We start from the raw sequence: 15,856 nt of genomic DNA, 5'->3' as shown, positions 1-15,856 counted from the left end.
GCCTCGTTCTCTGTACGGTGGATCGGGTGTCCACAGTCGCCGTCGCCATCGAACCGGTGGCACCCCGCCGCTGGGTCGACAGGACCCTTGTCGACATCGTCGTGGTCGTCGCGGCCCTGGTGGTCTTCAATCTGACCGCGCACTTCGCGCCCACCCCCATCGCTGTCGCCGCGGTGCCGGTCGGCGCCCTGTTGCTGCTCGCCTTCGCCCGTGCGCGCGGCCTCCAGTGGAGCGACCTGGGACTGAGCAACGTCGGACGCGGAGCCCGTCACGGCGCCGCCGCGGCGGGCATCACGCTTCTCGTCGTCGCCATCGCCGCGTCGATACCGCTGACGCAGAGCGCCTTCCTCAACGAGCGGTACGGCGTCAACGTCGGCGCCACACTGTTCGCGGCCCTGGTCATCATTCCGCTCCAGACAGTCGTTCCCGAGGAGCTCGCGTTCCGCGGCGTCCTGCACGCGAAGTTGTCGCGGCGCTTCGGCATTCGCGCGGTCGCCGTCATCGGCTCGCTGCTGTTCGGACTGTGGCACGTGGCGTCGTCACTCGGCCTGACGGTCGGTAACGACGGGTTCTCCGCCGTGCTGGGTACCGGACTGTTCGGCCAGATCATCGGGGTGTGCGGCGCCGTCGCCGGGACCACCGTCGCCGGCTTCGTCTTCACCTGGCTGCGCCATCGCGGCGGGAGCATCCTCGCTCCCATCGGTCTGCACTGGGCACTCAACGGCGCCGGCGCGCTGGCCGCGCTCGCGGTGTGGCACGTCACCTTCCACTGAGGTCGAGCATCGTCGCGAGATCCCGCACGATGTCTCTGTAGAACGCGCCGGTGTCCTCGGTGACGCCGACCAGATGACCGAAACGCTCGAACGACACCGCGCCGAAGACCGTGATCCACGCCGACAACGTGCGGGCCACCAGGTCGTCCGTCATCACGCCACTCACGTCCTCCCCGCGGGTCTCGCGGAAGTGCTGCACGACGAAGTCGCGCGCCGGCGAGTAGAGGCCGGGCTCGATGGTCGTCGGCGGCTCCGATCGGTAGGCATCGACGACGATGCTCACCAGCACGAGGGTGGGCCGGGTGGCGGGAACCACCGTGGTCCGCGGAGCGCGGTAGCCGGGCACGGGTGAGCCGTACAGCAGCGCGTATTCGTGGGGGTGCGCCGCGGCCCAGGACCGCAGCGCGTCACATACCGCCACCCAGCGGTCGAGAGGCTTCCCGCCCCGCGGATCCGCGTCTTCGAGAGCCGCGCCGACCTCGTCGTAGCACTGCACGATCAACGCGGTGAGCAGGTCGTCCCGGCTCGCCACGTAGCGGTAGACGGCCGAGGACACCATGCCGATCTCCCGCGCCACCGCCCGCAGCGACAGCGACGCGGGACCGACCTCGGCGAGCTGTGTCCGTGCGGCGCTGAGGATCGCGGCCATCGTCTCCGTGCGTGCGGTTTCGCGGGGCGTGGGCATGCCTTCACAGTAACCGAGAGCACCGCTCTTGACTTTAGAGAGCGGTGCTCTCATAGTTGTGGCGAGAGCGGTGCTCTCCACTACGGAAGGTGTTTCCCATGTCCGATCGTCACGTCGTCGTCGGGGCCGGCCCCGTCGGTACCCATGTCGCCCGCCTGCTCGCCGACCGCGGCTCCGAGGTCGTTCTCGTCTCCCGTCGCGGCACCACCGCGCCCGGCGTCACCTCCGCCACCCTGGACGCCTCCGACGCCGACGCACTCGGCGCCCTCACGGACGGTGCCGTCGCGCTGTACAACTGCGCCAACCCGAGCGACTACACGCAGTGGCATCAGGTGTGGCCGCCGCTGGCCCGGTCGCTGCGCACCGCCGCCGAACGAACCGGCGCCGTCCTCGCCGTCACGGGCACGCTGTACCCGTACGGGCCCGTCGCCGACGGTGTCATGCGCGAGGGAATGCCCGACGCCGCCACCGACCACAAGGGCGTGCTGCGGGCCCAGATGTGGGCGGAGCTCGCCGACGCGCACCGCGCCGGTTCTCTGCGCGCCGTCGAGGTACGCGGATCCGACTACGTGGGAACGGGAGTGGGCGCGAACGGCCACGTCACGCGCCTCCTTCCCGCGGCGCTCGACGGCAAGACAGTCTGGGCGATCGATGCAGCCGACGTGCCGCACTCGTTCACCGACGTCCTCGACGAGGCGCGCGCGCTGATCGCCGCCGTCGACACCCCCGAATCATGGGGTCAGGTGTGGCATGCACCGACCAATCCTGCTGTGACGCTGCGACAAGCGATCACCGACACACTCGCGGCCGTGGGCAGACCCCCGGTACCGGTGCGCGTCGTACCCCGGCTGATCACGCGGGCGGCGGGTCTCGCCGTACCGATGCTGCGGGAGCTGAACCAGCTGTCCTACCAGCGCACCGCGGCCTACGTCCTCGACTCGACGCGGTCACAGCAGATGCTGGGTATCGAGCCCACACCCTGGGCGGAGGTGTGCCGCCGCACCGCTCAGGTGTGAGCCGTGACGCGGTACTTGACGAAGGCCGGGATGGCGAGGGCCGCGATCATCACGCCCACGATGACCAGCACCCCGCCGCCCGCCGCCGCGGCCGCGGTACCCACCATGAAGGCGGCCGCGCCGTGCAGGACGTCGCCGACCCGAGGGCCGCCCGCGACCACGACGATGAAGACGCCCTGCAGTCGGCCCCGCATGTCGTCGGTGGCGACGGACTGCAGCATCGAACTCCGGAACGCGGCGGAGATCATGTCGGCGCCGCCGCCGATCGCCAGGAAGCCCAGCGCCAGGTACAGCGCCCACCCGCGCTCCCCGACCGTCGCGAGCGCCACCGAGACGCCGAAGCCCACCATCGCGCCGCCCCACACCACGATGCACGCGATCACCGCGACACCCTGACGCTGCACACGCGGCAACCAGCCCGAGAAGATCCCGCCCAGCACCGCGCCCGCCGACAACGACGCGAACAGCAGCCCGAGGACGAGTCCACCCTCGGCCGGGTCACCGAACGTCTCGGTGGCCACCTCCGGGAACAGGGCGCGCGGCATCCCGAACACCATCGCGATGATGTCGACGACGAACGAGGCGAGCAGCACCTTCTGCGTCGCCAGGTAGGCGAACCCCTGAAACACCTCGCGCAGCCCGGCCCGTCGCGACTCCCCTGTCGGAGGTATCTTCGGCAGTCGCACCACTGCCCACAGGGTCACCGACAGCGCGATGGTGTCGAGCAGGTAGAGCGTCGGAAGCCCGAACGCCGGGATCAACGCACCGGCGAGCATCGGGCCCGCGATGGCACCGAAATTGAACACCGTCATGTTGAGCGAATTGGCAGCGGGCAACTGCCGCAGCGGAATCAGGCGCGGGATGATGGCGCTGCGTGTGGGTTGATTGACCGCGAAGAAGCCCTGCTGTACGCCGAGCAACACCAGCACGATCCACACGTTGTCCAGGCCCAGGTGCGCCTGCAGCCACAGCATGAACGACGTCGCGCCGATGCCCACCGTGGTGATCATCAGCAAGGTGCGCCGATCCATCACGTCGGCCAACGCCCCGCCCCACAGGCCGAACACGACGAGCGGCACCAGGGCGAACGCACCCGCGAGGCCCACGTACGCCGAACTCGACGTGATCTGGAAGATTTGTTGCGGCACAGCGACGACCGAGAGCTGGGCACCGATGACCGTGACGACGCCCGACGCCCACAGGCGTCGATAATCGGGGTTCTGGAGCGGGGTGGTGTCGGCGAGAAGCTTCACGGTTGCAGGCGCTCGACGCCGGACGCCGTGACCACCAGCCTGTTGTGCAGACGGTTGTTCCGGCCCTGCCAGAACTCCACGGACTCGGGCGCGATGCGGAGGCCGCCCCAGTTCGGCGGCACCGGCACGTCCTGGTTCTCGAACCTGTCGGTCACGTCGGCGAGTTGCCGTTCCAGATCCTGACGCGATCCGATGGGGCTCGATTGCTGCGACGCCCACGCACCGAGCTGCGACCCCCGCGGTCGGGTGGCCCAGTAGGCAGCCGTCTCGTCGGCGCTCACCCGCGTGACCGGTCCGCGCACCGTGAGCTGGCGCTGGATGCCGATCCACGGGAACGTCGCGGATGCGAAGGGCGTCGACTCGAGATGGCGGGCCTTCGCGGATCCGTAGTTGGTGAAGAACACGACGCCGTCGGTGGAGATCTCCTTGCACAGCACCGTGCGAGTGGCCGGTCGGCCGTCCGCGTCGACGGTGCCGAGCGTGAGAGCATTCGGTTCCGGCAGACGCGCGTCGATCGCCTGCTGCAACCACACGCGGGCGAGCGCGAGCCACCCACCGTCGAGGTCGCTGTCCTCCAGATCCGCGTCGCCGCCGTAGGCCACCCGCATCTCGGCGAGGTCGATGTTCTCGGTCACCGCGCAGACGCTACTCCCGGAGTACGGTCCCGCCCGCGCTACCCACTAGGGTGCGGTGAGGTGCAGGTCCACGCACGAAAGCGGGGTCCGCGGACACAGGAGAACGAGGGATCTTCATGGCCCAGGAAACAGTGGTACCGGAGGGCTTCGTCGCCGGACTCGAGGGCGTCGTCGCCTTCACCACCGACATCGCCGAACCCGACAAGGACGGCGGCGCACTGCGCTACCGCGGCGTCGACATCGAGGACCTCGTCGGCAAGGGCGTCACCTTCGGCAACGTGTGGGCACTGCTCGTCGACGGACGCTTCGGCCCCGGACTGCCGCCGGCCGAGCCGTTCCCCCTTCCCATCCACACCGGCGACGTCCGCGTCGACGTGCAGGCCGGTCTCGCGATGCTCGCCCCGATCTGGGGCTACGAACCGCTGCTCGACATCGACGACGACACCGCCCGCGAACACCTCGCCCGCGCCTCCGTCATGGCACTGTCCTACGTCGCCCAGTCCGCGCGAGGGATCTACCAGCCGGCCGTGCCGCAGTCACGTATCGACGAGTGTTCCACCGTCACAGAACGATTCATGACCCGGTGGAAGGGCGACCCCGACCCCGCCCACACCGAGGCCATCGACGCCTACTGGGTCTCCGCCGCCGAACACGGCATGAACGCCTCCACCTTCACCGCTCGCGTCATCGCCTCCACCGGAGCCGACGTCGCCGCCGCGCTCTCCGGAGCCATCGGCGCCATGTCCGGACCCCTGCACGGCGGCGCCCCCGCCCGCGTCCTCCCCATGATCGAGGAAGTCGAGAAGTCCGGCGACGCACGGGCACTGGTCAAGGGCATCCTCGACCGGAAAGAGAAGCTCATGGGCTTCGGGCACCGCGTCTACCGCGCCGAGGATCCCCGCGCCCGCGTCCTGCGCGCCACCGCACAGCGCCTGAATGCACCCCGCTTCGAGGTCGCCGCAGCCCTCGAGCAGGCTGCACTGGCCGAACTGCGCGAACGCCGGCCCGACCGCGCCATCGAGACCAACGTCGAGTTCTGGGCCGCCGTCATCCTCGACTTCGCCGAGGTCCCCGCGCACATGATGCCCGCCATGTTCACCTGCGGCCGCACCGCCGGCTGGTGCGCCCACATCCTCGAACAGAAGCGCCTCGGCAAGCTCGTTCGCCCCGCCGCCATCTACACCGGCCCCGCACCGCGCTCCCCCGAGAGCGTCGAGGGGTGGGGCACCATCGCGTAGGTCGGTGGGGTGTCAGTTCTCCGCCGCGCGCACCGCACGGTGTTCCGCGCACCGCACGGTGTTCCGCGCACCGCGCGGTGTTCCGCGCACCTCTCGTCCTGCGCGCGTAGCCGAGCGGTGCGCGCGAGGCAAGGGGCGGGCGCTCGAACCCGGGGATGACGGCCGACTGTGGACGGCCGCAGCGCGGGTCACCGAGTCGTGCGCACACTGCGGCCGTGAACTTCTACGGGGAACTGCTGCTCAGCCGTCGTGACGCACTCGCACGCGGCGCCACCGATGCCGAGATCAAGACTGCACTGGCGCGTCGCGAGATCGCCGTCGTCCGGCGCGGCATCTACGTTCCGGCGGCGGTCCTCGACTCGCTCGACGCCACCGGCCGGCACCTGCTCGAGGTGCGCGCGACGCTGCTGGGGAGCGCACCCACGGCGGCCGCCGCACACGGTTCCGCAGCCTTGGTGCACGGGATGTCGTTGTGGCGAGTCCCGGAACAGGTGCATCTCGGCATCCCGCGATCGTCGGGTGGCCACGTCGGTCGTCATCGCCACGTGCATGCCGACGGTCTGACCGAGCGGGACGTCGACGTCATCGACGGCCTGCGCTGCACGTCCGCCGCGCGCACCGTCGCCGACCTCGCGCGGACCCTCCCGTTCGAGGATGCGGTCTGCGCCGGCGACTCCGCGCTGAACCGACATCTCGTGACGCCGGAGTCGGTGCGCGAGTCGCTGAGCCGTACGCCGTCCCATCGCAGACGCACCGCCGCCGAGTGTGTACTCGACTTCCTGGACGGACGAAGCGAGAGCGTCGGGGAATCGCGGAGCCGCGTGTATCTGCACCATCTCGGCGTTCCGTGCCCGGAACTCCAGGTCACGCTGATGCTCGCGGACGGCCGCACCACCTTCCGCCCCGATTTCCTGTGGGAGGACGAGGGTGTTATCGGCGAGTTCGACGGCGTCTCGAAATACTCGGCCCTCGCACGCCCCGGCGAGTCACCCGCCGACGTCCTGGTGCGGGAGAAGCGTCGCGAGGACCTGCTCCGCGCGCACGGATGGACGGTGGTGCGCTGGACGTGGGCCGATCTGACGTCGCCGCAACTCGGCCGCGAACTGCGTCGGGTGCTGGCCGCAGGGTGCGGAGGCGCACGGCCGCGCACCATTCGGGTGGGGTGACCGCGCCCTCCACGCGCAGCGCCCGGCGACGAGCGCACGCCGCAACCTGCGCAGGGCACCGCGCGGTGCGCCCGCCGGCAAACCAACGCCGGCCCAGCGGGTGCACGACCCCTGTCACGGCTGCACTACCCTGATCTCGCCGGTACCGCCCACACCGAAACTAAGGACGCGAACCCCGTATGGCCGAGAACCTGACCATTCCTTCCGACCTCAAGCCCGGCGACGGACGCTTCGGGTGCGGTCCGTCGAAGGTTCGGCCCGAGCAGCTCCAGTCCCTGGTGGACGTGGGCGCGTCGGTGTTCGGCACCAGCCATCGCCAGAAGCCGGTGAAGGACGTGGTGGGACGGGTGCGCGACGGGTTGCGCGAGCTGTTCACCATTCCCGACGGCTACGAGGTCGTGCTGGGCAACGGCGGCACCACGGCATTCTGGGACGCTGCGGCGTTCGGCCTGATCAAGGAGAAGTCGCTGCACCTCACCAACGGTGAGTTCAGCTCGAAGTTCGCCTCGGTGGCCAAGGCCAACCCGTTCATCGGTGACCCGATCGTCGTCTCCGCGGAGCCGGGCAGTGCTCCGGAGCCCACGTCGGACCCGTCGGTCGACCTGATCGGGTGGGCGCACAACGAGACCTCGACCGGTGTGGCCATTCCGGTGTCCCGGCCCGCGGGTTCGGAGAAGGCGCTCATCGCGATCGACGCGACCTCGGGCGCCGGCGGGCTGCCCGTGAACGTGGCCGATTCGGATATCTACTACTTCGCTCCGCAGAAGAACTTCGCTGCGGACGGCGGCCTCTGGGTCGCGCTGATGAGCCCCGCCGCACTGGCCCGCGTCGACGAGATCGCGGCGAGCAAGCGCTGGGTGCCCGATTTCCTGTCGCTGCCCATCGCCATCGACAACAGCACCAAGAACCAGACGTACAACACCCCCGCGGTGGCGACTCTGCTCCTGTTCGCCGACCAGATCGAGTGGCTGAACGGCAAGGGCGGCCTGGACTGGGCGACGTCACGGACCGCGGACTCCTCGTCGCGGCTGTACGACTGGGCCGAGCGCTCCGAGTACGCGACGCCGTTCGTCGTCGACCCGAAGCATCGGTCGCAGGTGGTCGGCACCATCGACTTCGACGAGAAGGTCGATGCTGCAGCAGTGGCGAAGACGTTGCGCGCCAACGGCATCGTCGACACGGAGCCGTATCGCAAGCTCGGCCGCAACCAGCTGCGTGTCGGAATGTTCCCGGCCGTCGAGCCCGACGACGTCACCGCGTTGACCGCCTGCATCGATCACGTGGTCGAACACCTGGCGTGAGAGCATGCGTGTCCCCCAGACTGCTGCACTGTGGTGCATTACAGTCGGGGGAGGCACCGAACCCGGCCCCGTGCTCGGACAACGAGCAGCCGAGGGGCAGGGGCCGTCGCGACGCGAAGGAGTGATCGTGCGAGAGATCCACGTGATCGGCCTGGCGTCGGACGGCAAGCACATCGTCTGTGCCGATTCCTCCGGTGAGAAGTTCCGTCTGCCGGCCGACGAGAAGTTGCGTGCCGCCGCCCGTGGTGACGCCGCGCGACTCGGACAGATCGAGATCGAGATGGATTCTCTGATGCGACCGCGCGAGATCCAGGCGCGCATCCGATCCGGCGCCTCCATCGAGCAGGTGGCCAAGGAATCGGGCATGCCGGCGAGCAAGGTGGAGCGCTACGCGCACCCCGTTCTGCTCGAACGTTCCCGCGCCGCCGAACTGGCCCAGCTGGGTCACCCCTTGCGCGCCGACGGGCCCGCCGTGCTCACGCTGGTGGAGATCGTCGGTCTCGCGTTCCGCGGCCGCGGCCACTCGATGGACCAGGCCGAGTGGGATGCCTGGCGCGACGAGGACAATCACTGGATCGCCCAGCTGACCTGGCCCGCAGGCCGGACGACCAACACCGCGCACTGGCGATTCCAGCCGGATGCACACGGCGGCAGCGTCACTCCGCTGGACGACGCGGCCTCCGAGCTGATCGACCCCGACTTCGGCCGCCAGCTCCGAGGGCTGGCCCCCGTCGCGGCCGCGGGCGAGGAGGACTCGCCGTCGCAGCAGACCCTCGACGACTACTACGGGGTCGACGCGGACTCGGACACGGAGACCACGGCAGAGCAGCCCGAACCCGCGGAGACACCCGCAGCCGAGCCCGAGCCCGAACCGACGCAACCCAAGCCTGCGCCGGGCCATGCGAACGCGAAGGACAAACGGGGAAAGCCCGCCATGCCGTCGTGGGAGGATGTCTTGCTGGGAGTGCGCAGCAACGGTCGGTGAGCCGAGCGGTGTTCTCGGCAGAGCAGGGTTTCACGACCGAGTAAGTGACCGTCTGAGACCGGACGACGACAAGGGGGCGCCCGGTGGGGCTGGGAACAGCAGCGTTGTGGTTCGTCGACGCACCTGATCCGATCGCGGTACTGCGATCCGGAGTGCAGTCCGACACCGATGCGGCCGCGGCCGTGGCACGGAAGCTCCATCCCGGCCTCGAGCCCACCCTCGTCGGCATGGCTCCGCTGACGGCGTTCGCCGTGGCGTCGGAGCGGAATCGCGTGCTGGTCGGCTGCTACCCGGGCATCACCGTCGTCTGCGCGTCGGAGCCCGCCGCGGTGCGCCCGTCGAGTCTCGAGGAGTCGTGGACGTCGTTGCTGCCGTCCGCACACACCTTTCTCGTCGCCTCCGAACGTGAGCACGCGTGGGGCGCCTTCGCGCAATGGGACTCCGGCACCCTGAAGCGCTCGTTCAGCGCCGGACCCACCTACATCCATGAGGACGAGGGCCTGCCCTTCCCGTGGGAACGGCCTTTCTGGTCGGGCGACCATCCGCTGCAGTTCGACGGCGAGAAGTTTCCCGATCCCCAGGCGCTGCCGTTCCATCCCCAGGAGTTCGCCGACGCGGCGAGCGCCCACTGGCTCGGCGTCCGCATGATCGGCGGTGCCCGCGACGGGGACACCGACCCCGGGTCGGTGTTGCTGTGCGACTTCGCGATGCGCGATCCGGCAGCGACCCCTCCGCCGGAACCGCCGCGACCGCAGGCTCAGGAGACTCCGGAGCCGCAGCGCAAGCGCGGTCTCTTCCGGCGCCGCTAACCCAGCGCGTCGACGGCGAACGCCAGCACACCCACGGTCGCCCCGGCGGCGACGCCCGGAACGACGAAGCGCCACACCGGATCTGCGCGTCGACGGGCCACCGACGGCGCAGCGCCGCCCACCATCACGGCCATCACCAGGACCGCGAAGAGGCTGCTGACCCGCAGCAGGGTGAGGCCGAGCGAGATCACCGCGGCGGCGGTGACGAGTGCCGCCGCGACGGCACACGCGATTCCCGGGCCCCACGGTGTCGGTTCGGCCGGATCCCTCATCCCGTGCGCACCCGCTCGTAGAACGCCATGGCGGCTGCGGTCGCGACGTTGAGCGAATCGGTGCCCGGGGCCATCGGGATCCGCGCCCGGACATCGGTGGCGCGCATCGCGTGTTCGGTGAGTCCGGGCCCCTCGGCGCCGAGGAGGAGCGCGACCTTCTCCCCCGTCATCGCCTCGGCCAGCGGCACGGCGGTGGGGTTCGGGGTCAGCGAGACGAGCTGGAACCCGTTGTCGCGCAGCACGGACAGCCCGCGTGGCCAGTCGGGAACCGTGGCGAACGGCACGCGCAGCACGTGACCCATCGAGACGCGCACCGACCGTCGGTACAGCGGATCGGCGCAGGCGCCGCCGAACAGGACGGCGTCGGCACCGAGGCCGGCGGCATTGCGGAACATGGAGCCGAGGTTCTCGTGGTCGTTGACGCCTTCGAGAATCGCCACCGTCCGCGCGTCGGCGACGACGTCCGCGAGGTCCAGCGGTGCGGGACGCCGGGCGGCCGCGAGCACCCCGCGGTTGAGGTGGAACCCGACGGCCTCCGCCATGACGTCCGCCGTGGTGCGGTAGAACGGCACGTCGACATCCACCAGATCGTCCGCGAGCTCACCGAGCCGCCGCTCGACGCCCAGCAGCGAGAGGGGCTCGAAGCGTGACGCGACGAGGCGCTGGACCACCAGAACACCCTCCGCGATCACCAGCCCCTTGCCCTGGGGCAGGTCGGGGCGACGGTCCGAGGAGTTGAGGTCCCGGAAGTCGTCGAGGCGAGGATCGGCTGGGTCGGTGATGTCGACGACGTGTACCACGGACCCATCTTCTCAGGACGTGTTCCGGCGGTGCATCGGCGCGGCCGATAAGGTCGTCTGCGATGACTACCGACGACACGATCACCATCCGTACCGCCACCGAGGACGACTGGGACGCCATCGCGCTCCTCGACGCCCACGCCTTCGGTGAGCACCAGAACAGCGAGGACATGGAGGAGACCAAGATCCTCACGGCCTCGTCCGAGATCTTCCTGGCGTGCGACGGTGATCTGCCGGTCGGTGTCACGATGCACTTCCCGATGGACGTCACCGTCCCCGGTGGCCGCACGCTGCCCGCGACGGGGGTGTCGTGGGTGTCGGTCGCTCCCACGCATCGCCGACGCGGCATCCTGCGCCGGATGTTCACCGCGCAGCACGAGCGCTTCGAGGACGCGGGAAAGCCCCTGTCGGTGCTCACGGCGAGCGAGGCGACCATCTACGAGCGGTTCGGGTACGGCGCCGCCACGCAGGGTGTCAACTACACCATCGACCGCCGATTCACCGCGTTCCGCAAGGACCTGCCGCCGCCCCGAGGTGCCCGTCTGGTGACGTCGGCGGAAGCTCGTGAACTGCTGCCGGAGATCTACGGCCGGTGGCAGCGACAGACCGCCGGTGCCCAGCCGATGCCCCAGACCCGGTGGCATCGCTTCTTCGCCGATCGCAAGAACTCCCGCGGTGGCTTCTCCAAGTTGTTCTTCATCGTCCACCCCGACGGGTACATCGCGTTCCGCCGCGGCTATCGCGTCGGGACAGCGGGGGCACAGGAGGCGCGCATCGTCGACATCATCGCCGCCACGGACGAGGCACGCTCCGACCTCTGGCAGGTGATGTGCGGCATCGATCTCGTGGAGACGATCGAGGTGACACTTCCCGTCGGGGATCCGCTGCTGACACTGCTGACCGATCGCCGTGTCCCGCAGGTCACCGGCGTCAAGGACGGCCTGTGGGTGCGGTTGATGGACGTTCCGGCGGCCCTGTCGGCGCGGACGTACGCCGTCGACACCGACCTGGTGATCGGCGTGGAGGATCCGTTCCTGCACGCCGGCGGCGCCTATCGCTTCGTCATCCGCGACGGGCATGCCGAGGTCACCCGCAGTGACGACGACCCCGACGTGACGGTGTCCTCGTCCGTCCTCGGCAGCCTCTACCTCGGCGCGCACCGCGCTCGTCAGTTCGCGGCCGCCGGCCGAGTGGCGTCGACGTCGGAGAAGGCGTTGCACGAGTTCGATCTGGCTTTCGGCACCCCGAGCCAGCCCCAGATCGGCTGGTTCTTCTAGACGGGTCGGGTCTCCTCGACCCCGACGTCGGGCGCAGCGACATCGTCGACGTGGGTGCGGCGCACCACCAGCGCCGCACCCAGGCCCGCGATCAGGGAGACGATCCCGCCGAGCACGAGCGGTGCCCGAGGATCGACGACGTCGGCGACCCAGCCCAGCAACGGGCTACCCAGCGGGGTTCCGCCGAGGAAGCACAGCATGTAGATGCCCATGACCCGGCCGCGCATGTCCGACGGGACCGACGCCTGCAGGATGTTCATCGCGATGGTGCTGAACGTGAGCTGGACTGCGCCGGCCGGGATCAGCATGACGGCGACGGCCCAGAACGCCGGCATCAGTCCTGCCAGAGTCTCGAAGATGCCGAACACCACCGCGGACAGCACGAACAGACGGATCCCGGGGGTGCCGCGTCGCCGGGCTGCGATCGTCGCGCCGATCAGGGTGCCCACCGCGAGCACCGTGGACAGGAATCCGTATGCGTCCGCACCCTTGTCGAAGGTGTTGCGCGCGATCACCGACAGGCTCAGCGGGAAGTTGATGCCGAACGTCGACACGACGAACACGGTGGCCAGCAGCACGCAGAGATCCGGCCGCCCCGCGACGTAGCCGAATCCCTCCCGCACCTGCCCTTTCCGACGCGGCGCACGCTCGACCGTGAACAGCTCGGCGGGCCGCATGGCGGCCAGCGCACCGAACACCGCGGCGAACGAGGCCGCGTTGACGAGGAACACCCAGCCGGTTCCGACCAGGGTGATGCCCACGCCGGCGATGGCGGGGCCGACGATGCGCGCGAGATTGAATGTCATCGAGTTGAGGCCGATGGCATTGGGAAGCCTTGCGGGACCGACCATTTCGATGGTGAACGACTGCCGGACGGGCGCGTCGATCGCCGACGAACAGCCGAGGAGCAGCGCCAGGACGTACACGTGCCACAGCGCCACGACACCGCCGACGTCGAGCAGCCCGAGCACGAGCCCGAACACGGCGGCAGCGGCCTGGGTGCCCATGAGGAGGCGTCTCTTGTCGTACCGATCCGCGAGCACCCCGCCCCACACGGACAGCACCAGCGTGGGACCGAACTGCAGTGCCATGACGATGCCGACGGCGAGCCCGTTGCCCCCGGACAGTTCGAGAACCAGCCAGTCCTGGGCGATGCGCTGCATCCACGTGCCGATGAGCGAGACGATCTGCCCCGACGCCCACAGCCGGTAGTTGCGCGAGTGCAACGCATCGAACAGCGAGGGCCGGGAAGCGGACCCGTCCGTCCGGCGATGACGTAGTTGCACGAAGTATCAATCTACTCCGATGCCGGAGCCCTCGGCCCCGGGTCAGACGGGCAGCGTCACTCCGACTCGTTGACGATGGCCGACATGATGTCGACCGCGGTGCGCATCGCCACGAGCTGGTCCGCGTCGAGCCCGCGCAGCTGCTCGGTCAACCACGCCTCGCGGGCGTTGACCTCGTCCTCGATGACCTGACGGCCCGCGTCGGACAGCGACACGATGATCTGACGACCGTCGGTGGGATGGGGCATCCGGTCCACGTACCCGAGATCGCCCAGGGACGCCACGACGCGCGTCATGGAGGGCGGCTGTACGCGCTCGCGCGCTGCGAGCGTGCCCGGCGTCATCGCGCCTTCACGGGCGAGTGTCGCGAGAGCGGAGAGCTGCGTGAGTGTCACCTGACTGGTGCGGCGGCCTCGCAGGTGCCGCGTCATACGAACGACAGCGAGGGAGAGGTCGCCGGCCAACGCACGCAATTCCTGAGGCATCGCCACAGGATACGGCACGTGCGGGTGCTGAACGACCCGCGCGAGCAGCCGATTCCCGCCGACTAGGTGAGCGCGTCCGTGATGGGACCGAGGGCGAAGTACGCGACGAAGAGCAGGGCCACGATGCCGAGAAGTGGGTGGACGCTGCGGATCTTGCCGCGACCGACGGCGAGGACGACCCAGGTGACGAACCCGACGCCGATGCCGTTCGCGATGGAGTACGTGAACGGCATGACGACGATGGTGAGGAACGCGGGCAGTGCCACGTGGAACTGGGTGAAGTCGATGTCGGCGACCTGCCCGATCATCAACGCGCCCACCACGACGAGGGCCGGTGCGGCCGCCTCGATCGGTACCACCGAGTACAGCGGTGTCAGGAACATCGCGGCGAGGAACAGCACGCCCGTCACCACGTTGGCGAGGCCGGTGCGCGCACCCTCGGCGATTCCCGACGCCGACTCGACGAAGACCGTGTTCGACGACGCCGAACCCGCGCCGCCCGCGACCGCGCCGACACCCTCGACGACGAGCGCCTTGCCGACGCCCGGCAGCGTGCCGTCCTTGCTCGCGAGCCCGGCCTCCTTGCCGAGCCCGGTCATGGTGCCCATGGCGTCGAAGAAGTTGGCCAGCACCAGCGTGAACACCAGCAGGCTGGCCGCCAGGACGCCGATACGGGTGAAGGCGCCGAACAGATCGACGTTGCCCACGAGAGACAGGTCGGGGAGATCGACGACGACGTCGGGCAGCGCCGGCACGCTGAGGTTCCAGCCCTTCGGGTTCACTCCCGCGGAGGCACCGGTGTCGGTGATCGCCTCGATGATCGCGGCCACCACGGTGGTGACGACGATGCCGATCAGCAACCCGCCCCGCACCTTTCGCGCCACGAGGATGCCCATGAGAAGCAGACCGAAGACGAAGGTCACCGTCGGCCACGACGCGATCGACCCGTCGATGCCCAGGCCGACCGGGACGGTGGTGCCCGCGATGTCCGGCACGCGGCGCACGAAGCCGGCGTCGACGAGACCGATGAGCGCGATGAAGGCGCCGATGCCCGCCGCGATGGCGGCCTTGAGTTCGCGGGGGATGGCCTCGAACACGGCGGTGCGGAACCCGGTGAGCGCCAACACCACGATGATGATGCCGTCGATGACGACCAGCCCCATGGCCTCGGCCCAGGTGACCTGCGGTGCAATGGTCACGGCGAGCAGCGTGTTGATGCCGAGTCCCGCCGCGATGGCGAACGGGTAATTGGCGATGACACCGAAGAGGATGCTCATGACGCCAGCCACGAGCGCCGTGACGGCGGCGACCTGGGGCACCGGGAGGATGTCTCCCAGCACGTCGGTCTTGGCGGCCGCGTCGTCCGGCGAGAAGCTGCCGAGGATCAGCGGATTCAGCACCACGATGTAGGCCATGGCGACGAACGTGACGACGCCTCCCCGCACCTCCGCGGACATGGTCGATCCGCGATCGGTGATCTTGAAGAACGAGTCGAGGAGAGACGTCGCGCGAGACATGAAGTGGAGACTAGGCCATGACCCGGCGAGGGGCGCGAGTAGCGTCGGCGCCGTGCGCCCCACCCCCGCCACCCCGCCCGGACTGCCTCCGCGCGTGACCGATCCCGCTCCGGTGCTCGCTGCCGGGACGCTGCTGTTCCTCGCCGCCGCCGTCCTGTGCTCGGTCGTCGACTCCTTCTCGGGCGCGACCGCGGTCTGCTGGACGGGAACCGCGCTGGGCGCGTTGGGGTTCGGACTGTTCGCACTGCAACGCCGCGCCGCTCGCCGCGGCCGACGCACGGCTCAGAAGGGGCTCGTGCACCCGCCCGAGGTGTGACCCGGGCGACAGGTTTCGGGCATCAAAACCCCCTCTGACGTG

At 69.7% G+C, this 15,856-nt stretch carries 17 protein-coding genes; 9 read left to right on the top strand and 8 right to left on the bottom strand.

Annotated elements, in window-relative coordinates:
* Nucleotides 1–26: 26 nt before the first annotated feature.
* The gene (locus tag HQ325_RS06045) at nucleotides 27–773 is read left to right on the top strand and encodes a CPBP family intramembrane glutamic endopeptidase (RefSeq protein WP_308014275.1); all 747 of its coding nucleotides are present in this window, start codon (nucleotides 27–29) and stop codon (nucleotides 771–773) included.
* On the opposite strand, the gene HQ325_RS06040 is transcribed toward HQ325_RS06045, so the two are convergent.
* Complete coding sequence (locus HQ325_RS06040) at nucleotides 760–1,458, bottom strand: TetR/AcrR family transcriptional regulator (RefSeq protein ID WP_222627285.1); 699 nt, start codon at nucleotides 1,456–1,458, stop codon at nucleotides 760–762. The genes HQ325_RS06045 and HQ325_RS06040 overlap by 14 nt on opposite strands.
* 98 nt (nucleotides 1,459–1,556) lie before the next feature.
* Between HQ325_RS06040 and HQ325_RS06035 the strand changes: the two genes are divergently transcribed.
* Nucleotides 1,557–2,474 carry an NAD-dependent epimerase/dehydratase family protein gene (locus HQ325_RS06035; RefSeq protein ID WP_222627283.1) on the top strand — a complete coding sequence of 306 codons (918 nt, stop codon included), beginning with the start codon at nucleotides 1,557–1,559 and terminating at the stop codon, nucleotides 2,472–2,474.
* Here HQ325_RS06035 and HQ325_RS06030 read toward each other — a convergent pair.
* Nucleotides 2,465–3,727, bottom strand: a complete 1,263-nt coding sequence (locus HQ325_RS06030; protein WP_222627281.1) for an MFS transporter — start codon at nucleotides 3,725–3,727, stop codon at nucleotides 2,465–2,467. The genes HQ325_RS06035 and HQ325_RS06030 overlap by 10 nt on opposite strands.
* Nucleotides 3,724–4,335: a pyridoxamine 5'-phosphate oxidase gene (gene pdxH, locus HQ325_RS06025; protein WP_222628960.1), complete on the bottom strand. Its 612-nt coding sequence runs from the start codon at nucleotides 4,333–4,335 to the stop codon at nucleotides 3,724–3,726. Before pdxH ends, HQ325_RS06030 begins: the two co-directional genes overlap by 4 nt.
* Before the next feature lie 143 nt (nucleotides 4,336–4,478).
* Between pdxH and HQ325_RS06020 the strand changes: the two genes are divergently transcribed.
* From HQ325_RS06020 to HQ325_RS06000, 5 genes are all read left to right on the top strand, one after another.
* Complete coding sequence (locus HQ325_RS06020; RefSeq protein WP_222627279.1) at nucleotides 4,479–5,600, top strand: citrate synthase 2; 1,122 nt, start codon at nucleotides 4,479–4,481, stop codon at nucleotides 5,598–5,600.
* Nucleotides 5,601–5,815: 215 nt separating this feature from the next.
* Nucleotides 5,816–6,766 (top strand): hypothetical protein, encoded by a 951-nt coding sequence (locus tag HQ325_RS06015; RefSeq protein WP_222627277.1) that lies wholly within the window; start codon nucleotides 5,816–5,818, stop codon nucleotides 6,764–6,766.
* Between the two features lie 179 nt (nucleotides 6,767–6,945).
* Nucleotides 6,946–8,067, top strand: a complete 1,122-nt coding sequence (gene serC, locus HQ325_RS06010; protein ID WP_222627275.1) for a phosphoserine transaminase — start codon at nucleotides 6,946–6,948, stop codon at nucleotides 8,065–8,067.
* Nucleotides 8,068–8,194: 127 nt separating this feature from the next.
* The gene (sepH, locus tag HQ325_RS06005) at nucleotides 8,195–9,052 is read left to right on the top strand and encodes a septation protein SepH (RefSeq protein ID WP_222627273.1); all 858 of its coding nucleotides are present in this window, start codon (nucleotides 8,195–8,197) and stop codon (nucleotides 9,050–9,052) included.
* 83 nt (nucleotides 9,053–9,135) lie between these two features.
* On the top strand, nucleotides 9,136–9,861 hold the full coding sequence (locus HQ325_RS06000) for a hypothetical protein (RefSeq protein ID WP_222627271.1): 726 nt from the start codon (nucleotides 9,136–9,138) through the stop codon (nucleotides 9,859–9,861).
* Here HQ325_RS06000 and HQ325_RS05995 read toward each other — a convergent pair.
* The gene (locus HQ325_RS05995; protein ID WP_222627269.1) at nucleotides 9,858–10,133 is read right to left on the bottom strand and encodes a DUF2537 domain-containing protein; all 276 of its coding nucleotides are present in this window, start codon (nucleotides 10,131–10,133) and stop codon (nucleotides 9,858–9,860) included. The two genes, HQ325_RS06000 and HQ325_RS05995, sit on opposite strands and share 4 nt — an antisense overlap.
* Complete coding sequence (locus HQ325_RS05990) at nucleotides 10,130–10,933, bottom strand: RNA methyltransferase (protein WP_222627266.1); 804 nt, start codon at nucleotides 10,931–10,933, stop codon at nucleotides 10,130–10,132. Before HQ325_RS05990 ends, HQ325_RS05995 begins: the two co-directional genes overlap by 4 nt.
* 62 nt (nucleotides 10,934–10,995) lie before the next feature.
* Here HQ325_RS05990 and HQ325_RS05985 point away from each other — a divergent pair, with 62 nt between their 5' ends.
* Nucleotides 10,996–12,210: a GNAT family N-acetyltransferase gene (locus HQ325_RS05985; protein ID WP_222627264.1), complete on the top strand. Its 1,215-nt coding sequence runs from the start codon at nucleotides 10,996–10,998 to the stop codon at nucleotides 12,208–12,210.
* Here HQ325_RS05985 and HQ325_RS05980 read toward each other — a convergent pair.
* From HQ325_RS05980 to HQ325_RS05970, 3 genes are all read right to left on the bottom strand, one after another.
* Nucleotides 12,207–13,448: an MFS transporter gene (locus tag HQ325_RS05980; protein WP_222628957.1), complete on the bottom strand. Its 1,242-nt coding sequence runs from the start codon at nucleotides 13,446–13,448 to the stop codon at nucleotides 12,207–12,209. The two genes, HQ325_RS05985 and HQ325_RS05980, sit on opposite strands and share 4 nt — an antisense overlap.
* Before the next feature lie 104 nt (nucleotides 13,449–13,552).
* The gene (locus HQ325_RS05975) at nucleotides 13,553–13,981 is read right to left on the bottom strand and encodes a MarR family winged helix-turn-helix transcriptional regulator (protein WP_056447507.1); all 429 of its coding nucleotides are present in this window, start codon (nucleotides 13,979–13,981) and stop codon (nucleotides 13,553–13,555) included.
* Nucleotides 13,982–14,043: 62 nt separating this feature from the next.
* The gene (locus tag HQ325_RS05970) at nucleotides 14,044–15,498 is read right to left on the bottom strand and encodes an NCS2 family permease (protein ID WP_222627262.1); all 1,455 of its coding nucleotides are present in this window, start codon (nucleotides 15,496–15,498) and stop codon (nucleotides 14,044–14,046) included.
* A gap of 52 nt (nucleotides 15,499–15,550) precedes the next feature.
* On the opposite strand from HQ325_RS05970, the gene HQ325_RS05965 reads away from it, so the two are divergent.
* Complete coding sequence (locus HQ325_RS05965; protein ID WP_308014274.1) at nucleotides 15,551–15,814, top strand: DUF2530 domain-containing protein; 264 nt, start codon at nucleotides 15,551–15,553, stop codon at nucleotides 15,812–15,814.
* Nucleotides 15,815–15,856 lie beyond the last annotated feature (42 nt).

It is taken from the genome of Rhodococcus sp. BP-349 (genome assembly GCF_019835845.1).
In the GTDB taxonomy this organism is placed as follows: domain Bacteria; phylum Actinomycetota; class Actinomycetes; order Mycobacteriales; family Mycobacteriaceae; genus Rhodococcoides.
Note: the sequence above shows the minus strand (reverse complement) of the source record. Positions and strands in the feature narration are given on the sequence as shown.